General features: G+C 60.3%; 16 protein-coding genes, 1 tRNA gene and 1 rRNA gene. 15 read left to right on the top strand and 3 right to left on the bottom strand.

Annotated features, from left to right (window positions below):
* Both rrf and ACW5XD_RS19495 read left to right on the top strand, forming a co-directional pair.
* Nucleotides 1-113, top strand: a 5S ribosomal RNA gene (gene rrf / locus ACW5XD_RS19490); the annotation flags it as partial.
* Between the two features lie 106 nt (nt 114-219).
* A tRNA-Thr gene (locus tag ACW5XD_RS19495) sits at nt 220-295 on the top strand.
* A gap of 49 nt (nt 296-344) precedes the next feature.
* On the opposite strand, the gene ACW5XD_RS19500 is transcribed toward ACW5XD_RS19495, so the two are convergent.
* Complete coding sequence (locus ACW5XD_RS19500; RefSeq protein ID WP_456496302.1) at nt 345-548, bottom strand: hypothetical protein; 204 nt, start codon at nt 546-548, stop codon at nt 345-347.
* A 143-nt stretch (nt 549-691) separates the two neighbouring features.
* Here ACW5XD_RS19500 and ACW5XD_RS19505 point away from each other — a divergent pair, with 143 nt between their 5' ends.
* The 12 genes from ACW5XD_RS19505 (at nt 692) to ACW5XD_RS19560 (ending at nt 14,002) form a co-directional block, all read left to right on the top strand.
* Nucleotides 692-1,957, top strand: a complete 1,266-nt coding sequence (locus tag ACW5XD_RS19505; protein WP_456496303.1) for a cytosine deaminase — start codon at nt 692-694, stop codon at nt 1,955-1,957.
* 87 nt (nt 1,958-2,044) lie between these two features.
* Complete coding sequence (gene crcB, locus ACW5XD_RS19510) at nt 2,045-2,422, top strand: fluoride efflux transporter CrcB (RefSeq protein ID WP_456496304.1); 378 nt, start codon at nt 2,045-2,047, stop codon at nt 2,420-2,422.
* 65 nt (nt 2,423-2,487) lie between these two features.
* Nucleotides 2,488-3,240 carry a bifunctional demethylmenaquinone methyltransferase/2-methoxy-6-polyprenyl-1,4-benzoquinol methylase UbiE gene (gene ubiE / locus ACW5XD_RS19515; protein ID WP_042867354.1) on the top strand — a complete coding sequence of 251 codons (753 nt, stop codon included), beginning with the start codon at nt 2,488-2,490 and terminating at the stop codon, nt 3,238-3,240.
* 8 nt (nt 3,241-3,248) lie between these two features.
* Nucleotides 3,249-3,857: a ubiquinone biosynthesis accessory factor UbiJ gene (locus tag ACW5XD_RS19520; protein WP_456496305.1), complete on the top strand. Its 609-nt coding sequence runs from the start codon at nt 3,249-3,251 to the stop codon at nt 3,855-3,857.
* A complete protein-coding gene (gene ubiB, locus ACW5XD_RS19525; protein WP_456496306.1) occupies nt 3,857-5,497 on the top strand; it encodes a ubiquinone biosynthesis regulatory protein kinase UbiB in 1,641 nt (546 codons plus the stop codon). Before ACW5XD_RS19520 ends, ubiB begins: the two co-directional genes overlap by 1 nt.
* A gap of 112 nt (nt 5,498-5,609) precedes the next feature.
* Complete coding sequence (gene tatA, locus ACW5XD_RS19530; protein ID WP_456496307.1) at nt 5,610-5,861, top strand: Sec-independent protein translocase subunit TatA; 252 nt, start codon at nt 5,610-5,612, stop codon at nt 5,859-5,861.
* A 3-nt stretch (nt 5,862-5,864) separates the two neighbouring features.
* Nucleotides 5,865-6,311 (top strand): Sec-independent protein translocase protein TatB, encoded by a 447-nt coding sequence (tatB, locus tag ACW5XD_RS19535; RefSeq protein ID WP_456496308.1) that lies wholly within the window; start codon nt 5,865-5,867, stop codon nt 6,309-6,311.
* The gene (tatC, locus tag ACW5XD_RS19540) at nt 6,308-7,063 is read left to right on the top strand and encodes a twin-arginine translocase subunit TatC (protein WP_456496309.1); all 756 of its coding nucleotides are present in this window, start codon (nt 6,308-6,310) and stop codon (nt 7,061-7,063) included. The genes tatB and tatC overlap by 4 nt, the downstream gene beginning before the upstream one ends.
* Nucleotides 7,064-7,176: 113 nt before the next feature.
* Nucleotides 7,177-7,962: a TatD family hydrolase gene (locus tag ACW5XD_RS19545; protein WP_456496310.1), complete on the top strand. Its 786-nt coding sequence runs from the start codon at nt 7,177-7,179 to the stop codon at nt 7,960-7,962.
* A gap of 3 nt (nt 7,963-7,965) precedes the next feature.
* Nucleotides 7,966-8,985 (top strand): porphobilinogen synthase, encoded by a 1,020-nt coding sequence (gene hemB, locus ACW5XD_RS19550; RefSeq protein ID WP_456496311.1) that lies wholly within the window; start codon nt 7,966-7,968, stop codon nt 8,983-8,985.
* Nucleotides 8,986-9,207: 222 nt separating this feature from the next.
* Nucleotides 9,208-11,250, top strand: a complete 2,043-nt coding sequence (gene prlC, locus ACW5XD_RS19555) for an oligopeptidase A (protein WP_456496312.1) — start codon at nt 9,208-9,210, stop codon at nt 11,248-11,250.
* Nucleotides 11,251-11,455: 205 nt separating this feature from the next.
* The gene (locus ACW5XD_RS19560; protein WP_456496313.1) at nt 11,456-14,002 is read left to right on the top strand and encodes a putative bifunctional diguanylate cyclase/phosphodiesterase; all 2,547 of its coding nucleotides are present in this window, start codon (nt 11,456-11,458) and stop codon (nt 14,000-14,002) included.
* Between the two features lie 7 nt (nt 14,003-14,009).
* On the opposite strand, the gene ACW5XD_RS19565 is transcribed toward ACW5XD_RS19560, so the two are convergent.
* Nucleotides 14,010-14,750, bottom strand: a complete 741-nt coding sequence (locus ACW5XD_RS19565; RefSeq protein WP_456496314.1) for a substrate-binding periplasmic protein — start codon at nt 14,748-14,750, stop codon at nt 14,010-14,012.
* Between the two features lie 76 nt (nt 14,751-14,826).
* Between ACW5XD_RS19565 and ACW5XD_RS19570 the strand changes: the two genes are divergently transcribed.
* Nucleotides 14,827-15,576: a class I SAM-dependent methyltransferase gene (locus tag ACW5XD_RS19570; protein ID WP_456496315.1), complete on the top strand. Its 750-nt coding sequence runs from the start codon at nt 14,827-14,829 to the stop codon at nt 15,574-15,576.
* A 72-nt stretch (nt 15,577-15,648) separates the two neighbouring features.
* Here ACW5XD_RS19570 and ACW5XD_RS19575 read toward each other — a convergent pair whose 3' ends face one another.
* Nucleotides 15,649-15,903 carry a Rho-binding antiterminator gene (locus ACW5XD_RS19575; protein ID WP_456496316.1) on the bottom strand — a complete coding sequence of 85 codons (255 nt, stop codon included), beginning with the start codon at nt 15,901-15,903 and terminating at the stop codon, nt 15,649-15,651.
* Between the last annotated feature and the right edge of the window lie 13 nt (nt 15,904-15,916).

Consider the following 15,916-nt stretch of genomic DNA (forward strand, 5'->3'; position numbering starts at 1 on the left):
TGGCGGCCATAGCGCCGTGGAACCACCTGATCCCATGCCGAACTCAGAAGTGAAACGCGGTAGCGCCGATGGTAGTGTGGCATTCGCCATGTGAGAGTAGGACACTGCCAGGCTTCAATTAAACAACTACAGCGATGTGGTTGGTCGCGATACAACGTCAGGTTGTGTTGGGCAGAAGATTTAGATAACGCACGCAGTGCGGTCTTTACCGGTTAGTGTGCTGATATGGCTCAGTTGGTAGAGCGCATCCTTGGTAAGGATGAGGTCCCCAGTTCGACTCTGGGTATCAGCACCAGTAAATATTAAAGCCTCCCAGTCGGGAGGCTTTTTTGTATTCGCCTTTTTCAGTTTACCGAGATCTGTCTGGCATCGAGATAGAAGCGGGCCCGCCCCGAGGCTTCTATCTGGATCGCTGCGACCAATCGCTCGTTGCGCTTGTATTCCCACTGTTTATCGATCGAGGCCAATGGCGGCTTGTTGATGCCCAGCGTTTGCAGATACTCGTGAAACAGACCGGCGCTGCCAATCTCGATCAATCCTGCTTTCATCCCAATGAACTCCCTTTTATTGTTGCTGTTTATCAATAGTGACGGTCTCATATGTATTCAATATGAACGCTTTTCTATTAAATTGATCCGAGCTAAGTTGTGAATTGGAAAAGGTAATCGGTGTCAGAAAAAGGAAGAAAAACATGCTGATAAAGAATGTGCGTCTGGTTGGCAGGGAGGGGTTATGGCAGATCCTGTGTCAGGATGGCCTGATCCGAACCATAGCTCCCATGAGCCAGCTTCTCCTGTCTACCCGGGAGCTGGATGGGGAAGAGGGCCTGGCCATGGCCCCCTTTATCGAGCCTCATATTCACCTCGATACTACCCAGACCGCCGGGGAGCCGAGCTGGAACCTGTCCGGTACCCTGTTCGAGGGGATAGAACGCTGGGCCGAGCGCAAGGCGCTGCTGACCCATGAGGATGTGAAGCGGCGCGCCATTCAGACCCTCAAGTGGCAGATTGCCAACGGCATCCAGTTTGTGCGCACTCACGTCGATGTCTCTGACCCCAATCTGGTTGCCTTGAAGGCGATGCTGGAGGTGAAGGAGGAGATGAAAGAGTGGGTCGAGTTGCAGATAGTGGCCTTCCCGCAGGAGGGGATCCTCTCCTACCCCAATGGCAAGGCGTTGCTGGAAGAGGCACTCAGGCTGGGAGCCGATGTGATAGGCGCCATTCCCCATTTCGAGTTCACCCGGGAATATGGTGTCGAAAGTCTGCACTACATCTTCGATCTTGCCGAGAAGTATCAGGTTCTGGTGGATGTGCACTGTGACGAGATTGATGACGAGCAGTCCCGCTTTATCGAGACCCTGGCGACGCTGGCTTATGAGCGTGGCATAGGGCAGCGAGTGACCGCCAGCCATACCACCGCCATGCACTCCTATAACGGGGCCTATGCTTCCCGTCTGTTCCGGCTGCTCAGGATGGCGAACATCAACTTCGTCGCCAACCCGCTGGTGAACATCCATCTGCAGGGGCGCTTCGATACCTATCCCAAGCGTCGCGGCATCACCCGGGTGAAGGAGATGCTGGAAGCCGACATCAACGTCTGCTTCGGCCATGACGATGTGTTTGATCCCTGGTATCCCATGGGCACGGCCAACATGCTGCAGGTGCTGCACATGGGGCTGCATGTGTGCCAGATCATGGGGTATGAGCAGATCAACGACGGCTTGAAGCTCATCAGCAGCCACAGCGCCCGCACCCTGAACGTGCAGGATCGCTACGGCATCGAGGTCGGCAAGCCGGCCAATCTGCTGATCCTGCCCGCCGAAAATGGTTTCGATGCGGTACGTCGCCAGGTGCCGGTGCGCTACTCCATTCGCCATGGCCGGGTGATTGCCGAGACCCGGCCGGCCCAGACTTCACTCTACCTGGATCGGGTCGAGCCGGTCGACTTTCGCCGTTGAGGCGGTCGATATCGATTAATTGCCCCGCTGTCCCTGATTGCTGACATTATTGCATAATGTTGGCCTGATACTATGGAGTCTGCATTTATGCAAACTTGGTTATTTGTCGCGGCTGGCGGCGCCATCGGTGCCTGCCTGCGTTTTGGTATCGCCGAGCTGATGGTGCTGTTGCTGGGTCGCCACTTTCCCTATGGCACATTGGTGGTCAACTTGGTGGGATCTTTCATCATGGGAATCGCTTTTGCGCTCATCAGTCAGGGTCACGTGGTGGAGCACCCGATGAAACCGCTGCTGATGGTGGGAATTCTCGGGGCGCTTACCACCTTCTCTTCCTTTGCACTGGATACGGTGGTGCTGGCTCAGCAGGGCGCTTATCTGAAGGCGATGCTCAATATCGGTCTCAACCTCTTCCTTTGCCTGGCCATGGTATTGCTGGGCATGCAGTTGGTTGCCAGCCGGGTTTAAGGTGTCCGCACGCCATTGGCTCTGGTAAACTGGCGACCATTCTTTGTTCTATGGGTGTTTAAGGGATGTCAGAACAGACTACGACAACGCATTTTGGCTTTAAAACCGTGGCCGCGACCGAGAAGGAAACTCTGGTTGCAGGCGTCTTCCATTCGGTGGCAGCCAAGTATGATCTGATGAACGATCTGATGTCGTTTGGCATCCATCGCCTGTGGAAGCGCTTCACCATCGACTGCTCAGGTGTGCGCAAGGGTCAGAAGGTGCTGGACCTGGCCGGTGGCACCGGCGATCTGACCGCCAAGTTCTCCCGCATCGTCGGCGAAACCGGTCAGGTGGTACTGGCGGATATCAATGACTCCATGCTCAAAGTTGGCCGTGACAAGCTGCGCAACCTGGGGGTGGCGAACAACGTTTCCTACGTGCAGGCCAACGCCGAGGCGCTGCCCTTCCCGGACAACCACTTCGATGTCATCACCATCGGTTTCGGCCTTCGTAACGTCACCGACAAGGACAAGGCGCTGGCCTCCATGTTCCGGGTGTTGAAACCGGGTGGCCGTCTGCTGGTGCTGGAGTTTTCCAAACCGGCCAGCGAGGTGATCGCCAAGCTTTACGATCTCTACTCCTTCAAATTGCTGCCCAAAATGGGTGAAATCGTCGCGAACGACGGTGAAAGCTACAAGTATCTGGCGGAGTCCATCCGTATGCACCCGGATCAGCAGACCCTGAAAGGGATGATGGAAAATGTCGGTTTTGAACAGGTTGAGTTCTACAACCTGACCCAGGGTGTGGTTGCCCTGCACCGTGGTTACAAGTTTTAAGGTCGCCTATGCCGATGGATGCCATGGTCACCGCCGTGATCGAAACCAGCCTCAACCAGTTGCTGACGCTCGACAAGCAGAGTCAGGAACGGTTGCGCAAGCTGACGGGCAAGGTGCTCAAGCTGGAGCTGCGTGAGCTCAAGCCGCTCTGGTTTGTCTTCTCCGATCGCCGGCTGGATGTGCTGGCCCACCACGAAGGCGATGCCGATGCCGTGCTCAGCCTGTCACTGACAGCGCTGGGGCTGCTGAAAGAACCCTCTGCCCTGACCCGCTACATCCGCGAGGAGAAGCTGGATCTGAGCGGCGATCCTCAGCTGGTACAGGCGTTCAGTGTCTTGCTGGGTGAGCTGGATATCGACTGGGAAGAGGAGTTGTCGCGCTATACCGGTGACGTGTTGGCCCATACCCTGTTCAGTGGTGCCCGTCAGGCGCGCCGGGTGCTGGGGCGTGAGTTGTGCCGTTCCCGCAGCCAGCTGGCGGAATACCTGACCGAAGAGATCCGCCTCGCGCCGGGTCCGCTGGAGGTGGCCAGCTTCAACGATGATGTCGACCTGCTGGCACAACGGATGAAAGCGGTCGAGCTGCGACTGGCCCGCTTCGAACAGCAGGTAGCCTGATGACCCCGAAGGAGTTCAAGCGCCTCTATCGCATCATCACCATATTACTGGAGCAGGGCATAGATGAACTGGTGCCTGCCCGCTATCAACCCTGGCCGGGTCGCCTGGCCCGCCGCAGCCTGTTCTGGCTCAAGAACAAGCAGCAGGGGCTGAGCCGCGGCGCCCGTATTCGCCTCGCCTTTGAGGCGCTCGGTCCCATCTTCATCAAGTTCGGTCAGATGTTGTCGACCCGGCGTGATCTGTTGCCGCCGGATATCGCCGAAGAGCTGGCCATGTTGCAGGACAGGGTACCGCCTTTCTGTGGTCAGGCGGCGCGCCGCCAGATCGAGGAGAGCCTGGGTTGTTCCGTCGAAACCCTGTTTGACGATTTCGACGAGACGCCGCTGGCATCGGCTTCCATCGCCCAGGTGCACACGGGTCGATTGAAGGAGAATGGCCGCGAGATCGTCATCAAGGTGATCCGCCCCGACATTGAGCCGGTCATCGAGGCCGATCTGCGCCTGATGCAGACCCTGGCCCGTCTGGTTGCCCGCTTTGTGCCACAGAGCGCGCGCCTGCGCCCCATCGAAGTGGTGGAAGAGTACCGCAAGACCATACTCGACGAGCTGAACCTGATGCGCGAAGCCGCCAACGCCATCCAGCTGCGCCGCAATTTCACCGGATCCGATGCTCTCTACGTGCCCGAGGTGTTCACCGAACACTGCCGCGAGCACGTGCTGGTGATGGAGCGCATCTACGGTATACCGGTTTCCGACATTCCGGCGCTGGAAGCCAACGGCACCAACATGAAGCTGCTGGCCGAACGCGGTGTGGAGGTCTTCTTCACCCAGGTGTTCCGCGACAGCTTCTTCCACGCCGACATGCATCCCGGCAACATCTTCGTCTCCTATGAACATCCCGACAATCCGCTCTGGATCGGCATCGACTGCGGCATAGTCGGTACCCTGAACCGGGAAGACAAACGCTACCTGGCCGAGAACTTCCTCGCCTTCTTCAACCGTGACTATCGCCGGGTGGCCGAGCTGCACGTGGAGTCCGGCTGGGTACCGCCAGACACCAAGGTGGACGAGTTCGAATTTGCCATCCGCACTGTGCTGGAACCCATCTTCGAGAAGCCGCTGTCCGAAATCTCATTCGGCCACGTGCTGCTCAACCTGTTCAACACCGCCCGTCGCTTCAACATGGCGGTGCAGCCGCAGCTGGTGCTGTTGCAGAAGACATTGCTCTATGTGGAGGGGTTGGGTCGTCAGCTCTATCCCCAGCTGGACCTGTGGCAGACCGCCAAGCCCTATCTGGAAAACTGGATGCACGAGCAGGTCGGGCCGAAAGCCGTGTGGAATGCCATCAAGGAGAAGGCGCCATTCTGGGCGGAGAAACTGCCTGAATTGCCTGAGCTGGTCTATGAGACCCTGCGCCAGACCCGCCACCAGCAGCGCCACTTCGACCAGATGTTTGCCGATTTCCGCCGCCATAGTCGTCGGCAGGGACAGGCTCGCTACCTCTTAGGGGTTGGAGCCAGTCTGCTATTGGCGGGTGTATTCTTGCTGACCCAAAGACAACACATTGAATGGGGACAAGTCTGCCTCGCCGGTGCCGGGTTATGCTGGCTGCTGGGTTGGTTCAAGGCCCGCTCACACTGATATAGAAGCTTGCGCTCCTCAGCGCAGTGTTGGAGAAAGTACGAGCTGCTCTCAGCATCGTGATCGTTAATAACAAACTCGCGTATCTTAACGTCAATTTTGGAGGAATATCATGGGTGGTATCAGTATTTGGCAATTGTTGATCATCGCAGTCATAGTCGTGCTGCTGTTTGGCACCAAGAAACTGCGCGGGATCGGTGGTGATCTGGGTGCGGCCGTCAAAGGCTTCAAGAAGGCGCTGTCCGATGAGCCGGGTGCCGATGCCAAACCCGAGCAGAAAGATGCCGAGTTTCCTCCCAAACAGCTGAACGAAGCGGCCAACAGTGCCGAGACCGCCAAGCAGAAAGATAAAGATCAGGCCTAAGCCATGTTCGATATCGGCTTCTGGGAGCTGGTTGTCATCGGTGTCGTCGCCTTGGTGGTGCTCGGCCCCGAGCGGCTGCCTGTGGCGATCCGTACCGCCAGCCACTGGATCAGACTTATTCGCAGCACTGCCAACTCGGTCAAGTCCGAGCTGGAGCAGGAGCTCAAGTTGCAGGATCTGCACAACGACCTGAAAAAGGCCGAACAATTGCAGATGAACAACCTGAGCCCCGAGTTGCAGGAGTCTATCGAGCAGCTGAAAGCGGCCGCGCAATCGGTGACCCGCCCTTACGAACAGCAAAATACCATCCGCCCTGCCCCGGCCTCTGTCGAGGTGAAGGAGGAGACGCCCGATCAACCATCCGTGACGGCGACTCATGACGAGGAAAGCGCCATGACCCCTGTCCAGCGTGCGGACTTGCGTGCCGACCAAGGGGAGATGAAGCCATGAGTCAGGCCGAACAACCTCTGATCACCCATCTGGTGGAGCTGAGAACCCGTTTGCTACGGTCTATCTCGGCTATCCTGCTGGTGTTCATCGCGCTGATCTACTTCTCCAACAACATTTATGACTTCGTTGCCCAGCCGCTGCTCAGTCAGTTGCCGGCAGGCACCAGCATGATAGCGACGGATGTGGCGACGCCCTTCCTGACGCCGATCAAGCTGACGCTGGTGGTCTCCTTCTTCGTGGCGATCCCCTATCTGCTGTATCAGGCCTGGGCCTTCATCGCCCCCGGTCTGTACAAGCATGAGCGGCGTCTCATCATGCCGCTGGTCGTCTCCACTGCCGTGTTGTTCTACAGCGGCATGGCGTTTGCCTACTACGTGGTGTTCCCGCTGGTGTTCGGTTTCTTCACCAGTACCGCGCCCGCCGGGGTGACGGTGGCGACTGACATTGCCAGCTATCTGGACTTCGTGCTCACCCTGTTCTTCGCGTTCGGGGTAGCGTTCGAGATCCCGGTGGCCACCATACTGCTGTGCTGGACCGGGGTGACCACACCCAAGAGCCTGCGGGAGAAGCGCCCTTACGTCATCGTCGGGGTGTTCGTGGTCGGCATGTTGCTGACCCCGCCGGATGTCTTCTCCCAGACTTTGCTTGCAGTTCCCATGTGGGCCTTGTGGGAGATAGGTCTGTTCTTCGCTCGTTTCTATGTGAAGAAAGAGGATGAGGAGCAACAGGAACAAACAGAAGAGGGGAGCTGAGGCTCCCCTTTCCTCTTTTCATGCCCCCGTTCGAGGCGTATGGTGATGCCCCATTGAGTAGATGGTTTTCAAATACCTGATATGTATTCCTTTTGTTCGGAACGCCTCATCCCATGATCGACATTGGTGTCAACCTCACCAGCAGCCAGTTTGCCGGTGAACAGCCGGAACTGGTGGCCCGCGCCCGCGCCGCCGGGGTGGAGGCGCTGATCCTGACCGGTACCGATCTGGCTGGCAGCCGCGAGAGCGCCGAATTGGCCGCTCGCTGGCCGGGCAATTGTTTCTCCACCGCCGGGGTTCACCCCCACGATGCCAAGAGTGTCGATGAGCAGACCCTGCCCGCATTGCGTGTGCTGGTGGCGCTACCCCAGGTAGTGGCCATCGGCGAGTGCGGCCTCGACTACAACCGCGACTTCTCCCCCCGCCCGGTACAGGATGCAGTATTCGACGCCCAGCTGGCGCTGGCCGCCGAGCTCGGGATGCCGGTGTTTCTGCACTGCCGCGATGCCCACGCCAGGTTTATCGAGATCCTGCGCCCCTGGCTGCCCAAGCTGCCGGGGGCCGTGCTGCACTGCTTCACCGGCTCCGACGAGGAGCTGGACGAGTGTCTGGCGCTGGGGCTGCATATAGGAGTGACCGGCTGGCTCTGCGACGAGCGCCGTGGCCAGCTGCTGCGTGAACAGGTGGCCCGTATTCCGGCCGGTCGGCTGATGATCGAAACCGATGCTCCCTATCTGGTGCCGCGAGATTTGAAACCCAGACCGAAACGCAACGAACCCGCTTTTTTGCCGCACATCGCCCTGGTGGTGGCGGCCTGTCGTGGTGAAGCGCCCGAGGCCTTGCTGGCCCACACCCGGGCCACCTCCGCCGCGTTCTTCCAACTTCCTCTTTTGGAGTGATTCATGGCTACAACTCTTCCGGGCGCCTTTCCGGGTCGCCGCCTGCGCCGGGTGCGCAAACATGATTTCAGCCGTCGTCTGGTGCGCGAGAACGTACTGACCGTCAACGATCTCATCTATCCCGTGTTCGTGCTGGAGGGGGAGAACCGTCGTGAGGCCGTCACCTCCATGCCTGGGGTGGATCGTCTCTCCATCGATCTGCTGCTGGCGGAAGCCGAAGAGCTGGTTGCCCTCGGCGTGCCTGCCATTGCGCTGTTCCCGGTGACCCCGCTGGAGAGCAAGAGCCTGCTGGCGGAAGAGGCCTACAGCCCGGACGGGCTGGCCCAGCGGGCGACCCGCGCCCTCAAGGCTCGCTTCCCGGAGCTGGGGGTCATCACCGATGTGGCGCTCGATCCGTTCACCACCCACGGTCAGGACGGCATCATCGATGACGAAGGCTATGTGCTGAACGACATCACTACCGAGATCTTGGTGAAACAGGCGCTCTCCCACGCTGCCGCCGGGGTCGATATCGTGGCGCCGTCCGACATGATGGACGGCCGCATCGGTGCCATCCGCGCGGCGCTGGAAGAGAACGGCTTCATCAACGTCCAGATCATGGCCTACTCCGCCAAGTACGCCTCCTGCTACTACGGCCCGTTCCGCGATGCGGTGGGCTCTGCCGGCAACCTCGGCAAGAGCAACAAGGCCACCTACCAGATGGATCCGGCCAACAGCAACGAAGCCCTGCACGAGGTGGCGCTGGATATTCAGGAAGGGGCCGACAGCGTGATGGTCAAGCCGGGCATGCCCTATCTGGACGTGATCCGCCAGGTGAAGGATCAGTTCGGCGTGCCGACCTTCGCCTATCAGGTGAGCGGCGAGTACGCCATGCACATGGCGGCGATCCAGAACGGTTGGCTGAAGGAGAAGGAGAGCATCATGGAGTCCCTGCTCTGCTTCAAGCGGGCCGGCGCCGACGGCATCCTCACCTACTTCGCCAAGCGGGCTGCCCAGTGGCTGCAGGAAGACGCCAGACGCTGATGCATCTTGCCTGATGTCACCGACAATGCCGGCCCCTGGGCCGGCATTGTCGTCTCCGGCATCCGGATCGTCGTTTTAATGAGCAGATCCTGGCTAAAAGTGGACAACAGGCCGCGCTCTGGCAGGCAAAGGCTTGATTAATGAGGTTTCTGCCTACATCTTAGGTAGTCCAAGCAAGCTTCTGGACGGCAGGGGCTGTAGAGAATTTAGAGGTATCGCAGGATGAACAACCCTTTGCTGACAATGGACTCGCTGCCCCCTTTCAGCCAGATCCAGCCCGATCAGGTGCAGTCTGCCGTGACGCAGGCCATCGCCGATTGCAAACAGAAGATCAGTGATGTGCTGGCCCAGCGCGACCCGCACACCTGGGACAGCCTGATCGCCCCGCTGGAAGAGGTCAATGACCGCCTGGCGCGAGTCTGGTCACCGGTCAGTCACCTCAACTCCGTACTCAACAGCGAAGCGCTGCGCGCGGCCCATGACGCCTGCCTGCCGCTGTTGTCTGAATTCCAGACTTATGTCGGTCAGCATGAAGGCCTCTATCAGGCCTATCGCGAGCTGGCCGAGAGCGATGACTTCCCGCTGCTGAGTGGCGCCCAGCGCAAGGAGATCCAGAACACCCTGCGCGATTTTCGTCTGTCCGGCATCGGTCTGCCTGCCGAGGCGCAGCAGCGCTACGGCGAGATCCAGGCACGTCTCTCCGAGCTGGCCTCCCGCTTCAGCAACAACGTGCTGGACGCGACCCAGGGCTGGACCCGGCTGGTGACCGACGAGGCCGACCTGACCGGCCTGCCACAGAGCACGCAGGCCGCCGCCCGCCAACTGGCGGAGCAGAAGGGTCAGCAGGGCTGGCTGTTCACCCTGGACATCCCCTCCTACCTGCCGGTGATGATGTATGCCGACAACCGCGCGCTGCGCGCCGAGCTGTATGAGGCCTTCACCACCCGCGCCTCGGATCAGGGCCCCAACGCCGGCAAGTGGGACAACTCCGCCATCATGACCGAGCTGCTTACCCTGCGCCGCGAGCTGGCCCAGCTGCTCGGCTTTGCCAACTATGCCGAGCTCTCCTTGGCCACCAAGATGGCGGACAAGCCCGAGCAGGTGGTGAACTTCCTCACCGATTTGGCGGCCAAGTCCCTGCCGCAGGGCAAGGCCGAGCTCGAAGAGATCCGCGCCTTCGCCGCCGAGCAACACGGTCAGAGCGAGCTGGCCGCCTGGGATCTCGCCTACTACGCCGAGAAGCTCAAGCAGCACAAGTTCTCCATCTCCGACGAGCAGTTACGCCCCTACTTCCCCGCCAACAAGGTGGTGAAGGGGCTGTTCGAGGTGGTGAAGCGGGTGTTCGGCATCAAGGTGCGCGAGCGCCTCGGCATCGACACCTGGCACCCTGATGTGCGCTTCTACGACATCTTCGATGCCGAGGACGAGCTGCGCGGCAGCTTCTACCTCGACCTCTATGCCCGCGAACACAAGCAGGGCGGGGCCTGGATGGATGTCTGCCTGGGTCGTCGCTACCGTCAGGATGGATCCTTGCAAAAGCCGGTGGCTTACCTGACCTGCAACTTCAACGGCCCGGTGGATGGCAAGCCGGCTCTGTTCACCCACAACGAAGTGGTCACCCTGTTCCACGAGTTCGGCCACGGCATTCACCACATGCTGACCCGGATCGACGTGGCCGGCGTGGCCGGCATCAACGGCGTGGCCTGGGATGCGGTGGAGCTGCCGAGCCAGTTCCTGGAGAACTGGTGCTGGGAATCCGAGGCGTTGGCCTTCATCTCCGGTCATCATGAAACCGGCGAGCCGCTGCCTGCCGATCTGCTGGAGAAGATGCTGACGGCTCGCAACTTCCAGGCCGCCATGCAGATGCTGCGCCAGCTGGAGTTCGCCCTGTTCGACTTCCGTCTGCACCAGGAGTTTGACCCGGCCAACCCGGATCAGATCCCGACCCTGCTGGCCGAGGTGCGCAGCCAGGTGGCCGTGATGACGCCGCCTGCGTTCAACCGCTTCCAGCACAGCTTCTCCCACATCTTTGCCGGCGGTTATGCGGCGGGTTACTACAGCTACAAGTGGGCCGAGGTGCTCTCTGCCGACGCCTTCTCCCGCTTCGAAGAGGAGGGGATCTTCAACCCCGCCACCGGCCAATCCTTCCTCAAGAATATTCTGGAGAAGGGTGGCTCCAAGGAGCCGATGGAGCTGTTCCGTGCCTTCCGTGGTCGCGAGCCCAAGGTCGATGCACTGCTACGCCACAGCGGGATTGCCGCCTGAGGCCCAGCGCCCTTTGCCGCAGTGAGCTTCAAGCAGGTACACTTTTGCGGCATAGTGGGATCCTTGCGTGATTTTTGAGATAAAAAGGGACCTTTTGGTCCCTTTTCTCAAGGCTTTTTAATATCTTGCGGAGTGCGTGTTTGCACTGTCCCCGCCTCTTCAGTAGAGTCGGGTTCTACCTTCCAAGGAGAGAAAGAACCTTGCCATGAGGCGAGCACTCGAGTCTGTCTATCAAATCATCTCAAGTCTGTCTCATTCGAGTGGCCAGGGATATTTCGATACCTTTGTGAGTGAAATCGCAGCAGCGGTCAGGGCTGACTTCGTCCTGATTTCAGGCAGGGATCAAGCGGGGCTGTTTTTCAAGGTACACGCCGCCTACCCCGTATCTCTCGACACCACCCATTTCAGTTTTCCGGTCAGCGCCACCCCGGGGGAAGTTACCCTGCAAGAGGGGGAAGCCTGGTTCAGCGATCGCGTCCAGCAGCTATTCCCTCATGCCGCCGTGTTGCAGGCCTGGCATATTCAGGCTTATGCCGGTGTGGCCCTCAAGAATGCCCAGGGCGAGACCATCGGTATCTGCAGCGTGCTGTTCAAACAGCCGCTCGCCAATATGGACAAGGTGATGGGCTTGTTGCGGCTGCTGGCACCGCTGGCGGGCCGTGAGCTGGCGCTGATGTGCCAGCAGGAGCCGGTGCAGAGCCAGCCTGGGTATCACCACTTCCTGCACACCATGATGTCCCACGCGCCGGTGGGGATCGGCAAGCTGGATCTGGATGGCAAGATCCTCTGGACCAACCCGGCCATCGAGAAGATGCTGGGCTACAGCCAGAAGGAGTTGCAGCACCGCACTGCCGCCGAGATCAACCATCCGGAAGACTGGCTGCGCAGCGTCTCCTGTTACGCGGAGCTCAAGCGCGGCGAGCGTACCGCCTTCACCCAGGAAAAACGCTACCTGCACCGGGATGGTCAGGTGTTGTGGGGGCGAGTCACCGTCACCCTGGTGCGGGACGAGCAGTTGCAGCCCGACTATCTGATGGTGGTGCTGGAGAATATCGACCCCCTCAAGCGCCATGCCGAGCAGCTCAAGCTCTCCCACCGGGTCTATGACAACCTCTCCGAAGCCATTCTGGTGTGTGATGCCGACAGCCGCATCATCTCGGTCAACCCGGCGTTCGAGCAGATTACGGGGTACAGCGAGACTGAAGTGTGCGGCCAGCGCCCCAGCCTGCTCAAATCCGGGCTGCACGATCAGGCCTTCTATGCCGACATGTACCACGCGCTGGAGCGGGTAGGGGTCTGGCGTGGCGAGGTGTGGAACAAGCGCAAGAACGGCAAGCTCTACCCCCAGCAGCTGATGATCAGCACCTTGCGGGAAGGGGGACGGATCAGCCAGTACATCGCCATTTTCAGCGATCTCTCCCAGACCAAGCTGGCGGAGCAGAAGATTGCCGCCCAGGCCAACTACGACAACCTCACCGGTCTGCCCAACCGCTGGCTGTTCGGCCGCTGCCTCAGCCGCTTCTGCGAGCGGGGTGAGCGCTTCGCGCTGATGGTGCTGGATCTCAACAACTTCAAGGCAGTCAACAACAGCATGGATCACCATGCCGGTGACGCCCTGCTGCGGGAGGTATCGGATCGGCTGGTGAGCCGGGTGCGTACCGAGGATCTGGTGGCCCGCATCGGCGGCGACGAGTTCGCCTTCCTGGTGCCCGGCATCGTCAACCGCCGCCAGGCCGAGGTGTTTGCCAAGCAGGTGATCGGCGGCTTCGCCCGTCCCTTCATGCTGGCCAACCAGCACCTCTACGTGACGGCCACCATCGGCATTACCCTCTGCCCCGGGGATGGTATCGAGAGCGACGAGCTGCTGCGCAACGCCGAACAGGCGCTGTTTGCCGCCAAACGGCAGGGACGTCTGCTCGGCACTTACTGCGCTTCCATGCGCGAAGAGGTGCGCCAGCGCCACCAGATGCAGCAGGATCTGGCGGAGGCCATCAAGCTGGAGCAGCTGACCATGGCCTATCAGCCCATCTGGGACAACCGCAGCGGTCGGGTCGCAAAGCTGGAGGCGCTGGTGCGCTGGTATCACCCGCATTGGGGGCAGGTTTCACCGGCGGATTTCATTCCGCTGGCGGAAGAGGCGGGGCTCATTCAGGGGCTGGGGGCGCTGGTACTGTGGCAGTCGTGTCGGGATCTGGCGCGGCTGCAGCAATCCGGCTTCCCGGATCTGCAGATGTCCATCAACCGCTCAACCCTGGAGTTCCAGACCATAGATCCGGAGGCGAGCGAGTGGCTCAAGGTGATCCACCACTTCGGGCTAGACCCCTGCGACATCGTCATCGAGATCACCGAATCCCTGCTGATGGAGACTAGCGATCAGCACAGGGTGCGGATCGATGCCCTGCGCGAGGCGGGCTGCAAGCTGGCCATAGATGACTTCGGCACCGGCTATTCAGCGCTCAACTACCTGCGCAACTTCCCGGTGGATCTGGTCAAGATTGACCGTTCCTTCGTGCGCCATATCCCGTTCAACGAACAGGACAGGCTGCTGCTCGACGGCATCATCAACATAGTGCACAACCTCGGCATGCAGGTAGTGATCGAGGGGGTGGAAACGCGCGAGCAGCTCAACTTCCTCTGCCAGAAGGGGTGTGCCTTCACCCAGGGCTTCCTGCTCAGTCGCCCACTGGCGTATGACGACCTAATCGAATACCTGCAACTCAACGACAAGAGCATGTTCCTGCAGATCAGCTAGCGGGCGGTCACTCCGCCGGTTTCAGCTTGTCCTGCCTGCCTTTCAGCGTCTGATAGTCTTCGCCGAGATAACGCAGGTAGATACGATCCAGTACACCCTCCTCCAGCATCTGCTGCAGTGCCTTGCTGTATGCGGGCAGCAGCGCGGCCCTTTGCTCGCCAAAGCAGAGGTAGAGCGGGGTCGAGTCGATGAAGGGGGAGAGCGCGCGGATCGGCACGTCCTGCTCCTTCGACAGAATGGGGGCCGAGAAGTAATCCAGGATGATCATGTCGACTCGGCTCTTTTCGAGCAGCAACAGCAGCTGCTTGTCCGAGTGCGCCTTGATCGGCACCCAGCCGTCATAGTGCTTGATCTTCTCCGTGTAGTCATAGCCTCTCACCATGCCAACCTTCATTCCTCTTGCCATCTCCCATGAGAAGTTGTGCAGGGGACTGTCGGTGCGCACATAGGCGGCCAGGGGATAAAAAGCGGTCGCGAGATCGGGGTGATGACAACCGGGCAGCGGGGCATTGTCGAGAATGCCGTCGGCGAGCCGGGTGCTGACATACTGCTCGCAGCGCCCCCATGGCAGCTCGATCAGGCTGAGCGTCATCCCCAGACGCTGGGCGACCTCCTGATGGATCTCGATGGAAATCCCCTCGGTCAGGCGTCCCTGCTCCGCATAGGAAAAGGGGGGCCAGTCCACTCCGCATACCTTCAGGTCTGTGCCGCTCTGGGCGGCGAGTAGCAAGACGATGAGCAGGTGCATGGGGTTTCCTCCCTACAGCGATGGAAAGGGGCTGTGGTACACTCCCTTCACTGAACTTAGAACGCCTCCAAAGACCATGCAAATCCTCCTCGAAGACCCCGCCAAGGCCGCGCTGGCGCAAGCGCTGGCCAGCCAGCTTGACCAGACCGACTACCCCCAGTTCGCCCTGGTGTTTACGCCCGATCGGCTGGAGTTGCGCAAGCTGGATGAGCCCAAGCTGGGGGCCGTCTATGTGGACTTCGTGGAAGGGGCCGTGGCCCATCGTCGCAAGTTTGGCGGCGGTCGGGGCCAGTCCATCGCCAAGGCGGTCGGGCTCAAGGCCGGAGCGACCCCGACCGTGGTGGATGCCACCGCCGGGTTGGGCCGTGATGCCTTCGTGCTGGCCTCTCTCGGTTGCAAGGTGACCCTGATCGAGCGCAGCCCCGTGGTGGCGGCCCTGCTGCAGGATGGCTTGATGCGGGCAGCGCAGGATCCCGAGATTGGCCCCTGGGTCAGCGAGCGGATGCGCCTGCTGCAAGGGCCGGCGGTGGACAACCTGCTGGCGTTGACCGAGCGGCCCGATGTCGTCTATCTCGATCCCATGTTTCCCCACAAGCAGAAGTCGGCGCTGGTGAAGAAGGAGATGCGGGTGTTTCAGTCGCTGGTGGGGCCGGATCTCGATGCGGACGCCTTGTTGCCGGCGGCCCTCAAGATGGCAGACAAGCGGGTAGTGGTGAAGCGCCCCGACTATGCGGGATGGCTCAATGAGCATAAACCCAGCATGGCCATCGATACCAAGAGCAACCGCTTCGACGTCTACGTGATGGCGGCGCTGGCGGCGGGTTGACGGTCTGTGTGAGCTGCGAATGCAAAAAAAGGAGGGCCAACGTCATGTTGGCCCTCCTTTTTCGTACTGGATTTAGCGATTTGGAGCGAAGTGGATCAGCTTCTCTTCCCCTTGCCAGACGAGACTCAGGCTAGCCAGCTCGGCCAGGCTGAGCCGCTCGCCGCCGTGCAGCACCAGGTACTCGACGCCTTCGCTGGCCGCTATGGTGCGGATTTTATCCACCCATTGCCGTCCCGCCCAGGTGGTGAGCGTGACGGATAACTGCCAGCTGGCGGCGATCTCGAGCCAGTCGTAGAGGTCGCAGCTGATGGGCTGGTAATCGGCCATGGCGCGTCTTGCC

The sequence above is a fragment of the Aeromonas enterica genome, from assembly GCF_054052465.1.

Coding starts and splice junctions, on each gene's coding strand:
- ACW5XD_RS19500 (WP_456496302.1), bottom strand. CDS start 548: ATGAAAGCAGGATTGATCGAGATTGGCAGCGCCGGTCTGTTTCACGAG.
- ACW5XD_RS19505 (WP_456496303.1), top strand. CDS start 692: ATGCTGATAAAGAATGTGCGTCTGGTTGGCAGGGAGGGGTTATGGCAG.
- crcB (WP_456496304.1), top strand. CDS start 2,045: ATGCAAACTTGGTTATTTGTCGCGGCTGGCGGCGCCATCGGTGCCTGC.
- ubiE (WP_042867354.1), top strand. CDS start 2,488: ATGTCAGAACAGACTACGACAACGCATTTTGGCTTTAAAACCGTGGCC.
- ACW5XD_RS19520 (WP_456496305.1), top strand. CDS start 3,249: ATGCCGATGGATGCCATGGTCACCGCCGTGATCGAAACCAGCCTCAAC.
- ubiB (WP_456496306.1), top strand. CDS start 3,857: ATGACCCCGAAGGAGTTCAAGCGCCTCTATCGCATCATCACCATATTA.
- tatA (WP_456496307.1), top strand. CDS start 5,610: ATGGGTGGTATCAGTATTTGGCAATTGTTGATCATCGCAGTCATAGTC.
- tatB (WP_456496308.1), top strand. CDS start 5,865: ATGTTCGATATCGGCTTCTGGGAGCTGGTTGTCATCGGTGTCGTCGCC.
- tatC (WP_456496309.1), top strand. CDS start 6,308: ATGAGTCAGGCCGAACAACCTCTGATCACCCATCTGGTGGAGCTGAGA.
- ACW5XD_RS19545 (WP_456496310.1), top strand. CDS start 7,177: ATGATCGACATTGGTGTCAACCTCACCAGCAGCCAGTTTGCCGGTGAA.
- hemB (WP_456496311.1), top strand. CDS start 7,966: ATGGCTACAACTCTTCCGGGCGCCTTTCCGGGTCGCCGCCTGCGCCGG.
- prlC (WP_456496312.1), top strand. CDS start 9,208: ATGAACAACCCTTTGCTGACAATGGACTCGCTGCCCCCTTTCAGCCAG.
- ACW5XD_RS19560 (WP_456496313.1), top strand. CDS start 11,456: ATGAGGCGAGCACTCGAGTCTGTCTATCAAATCATCTCAAGTCTGTCT.
- ACW5XD_RS19565 (WP_456496314.1), bottom strand. CDS start 14,750: ATGCACCTGCTCATCGTCTTGCTACTCGCCGCCCAGAGCGGCACAGAC.
- ACW5XD_RS19570 (WP_456496315.1), top strand. CDS start 14,827: ATGCAAATCCTCCTCGAAGACCCCGCCAAGGCCGCGCTGGCGCAAGCG.
- ACW5XD_RS19575 (WP_456496316.1), bottom strand. CDS start 15,903: ATGGCCGATTACCAGCCCATCAGCTGCGACCTCTACGACTGGCTCGAG.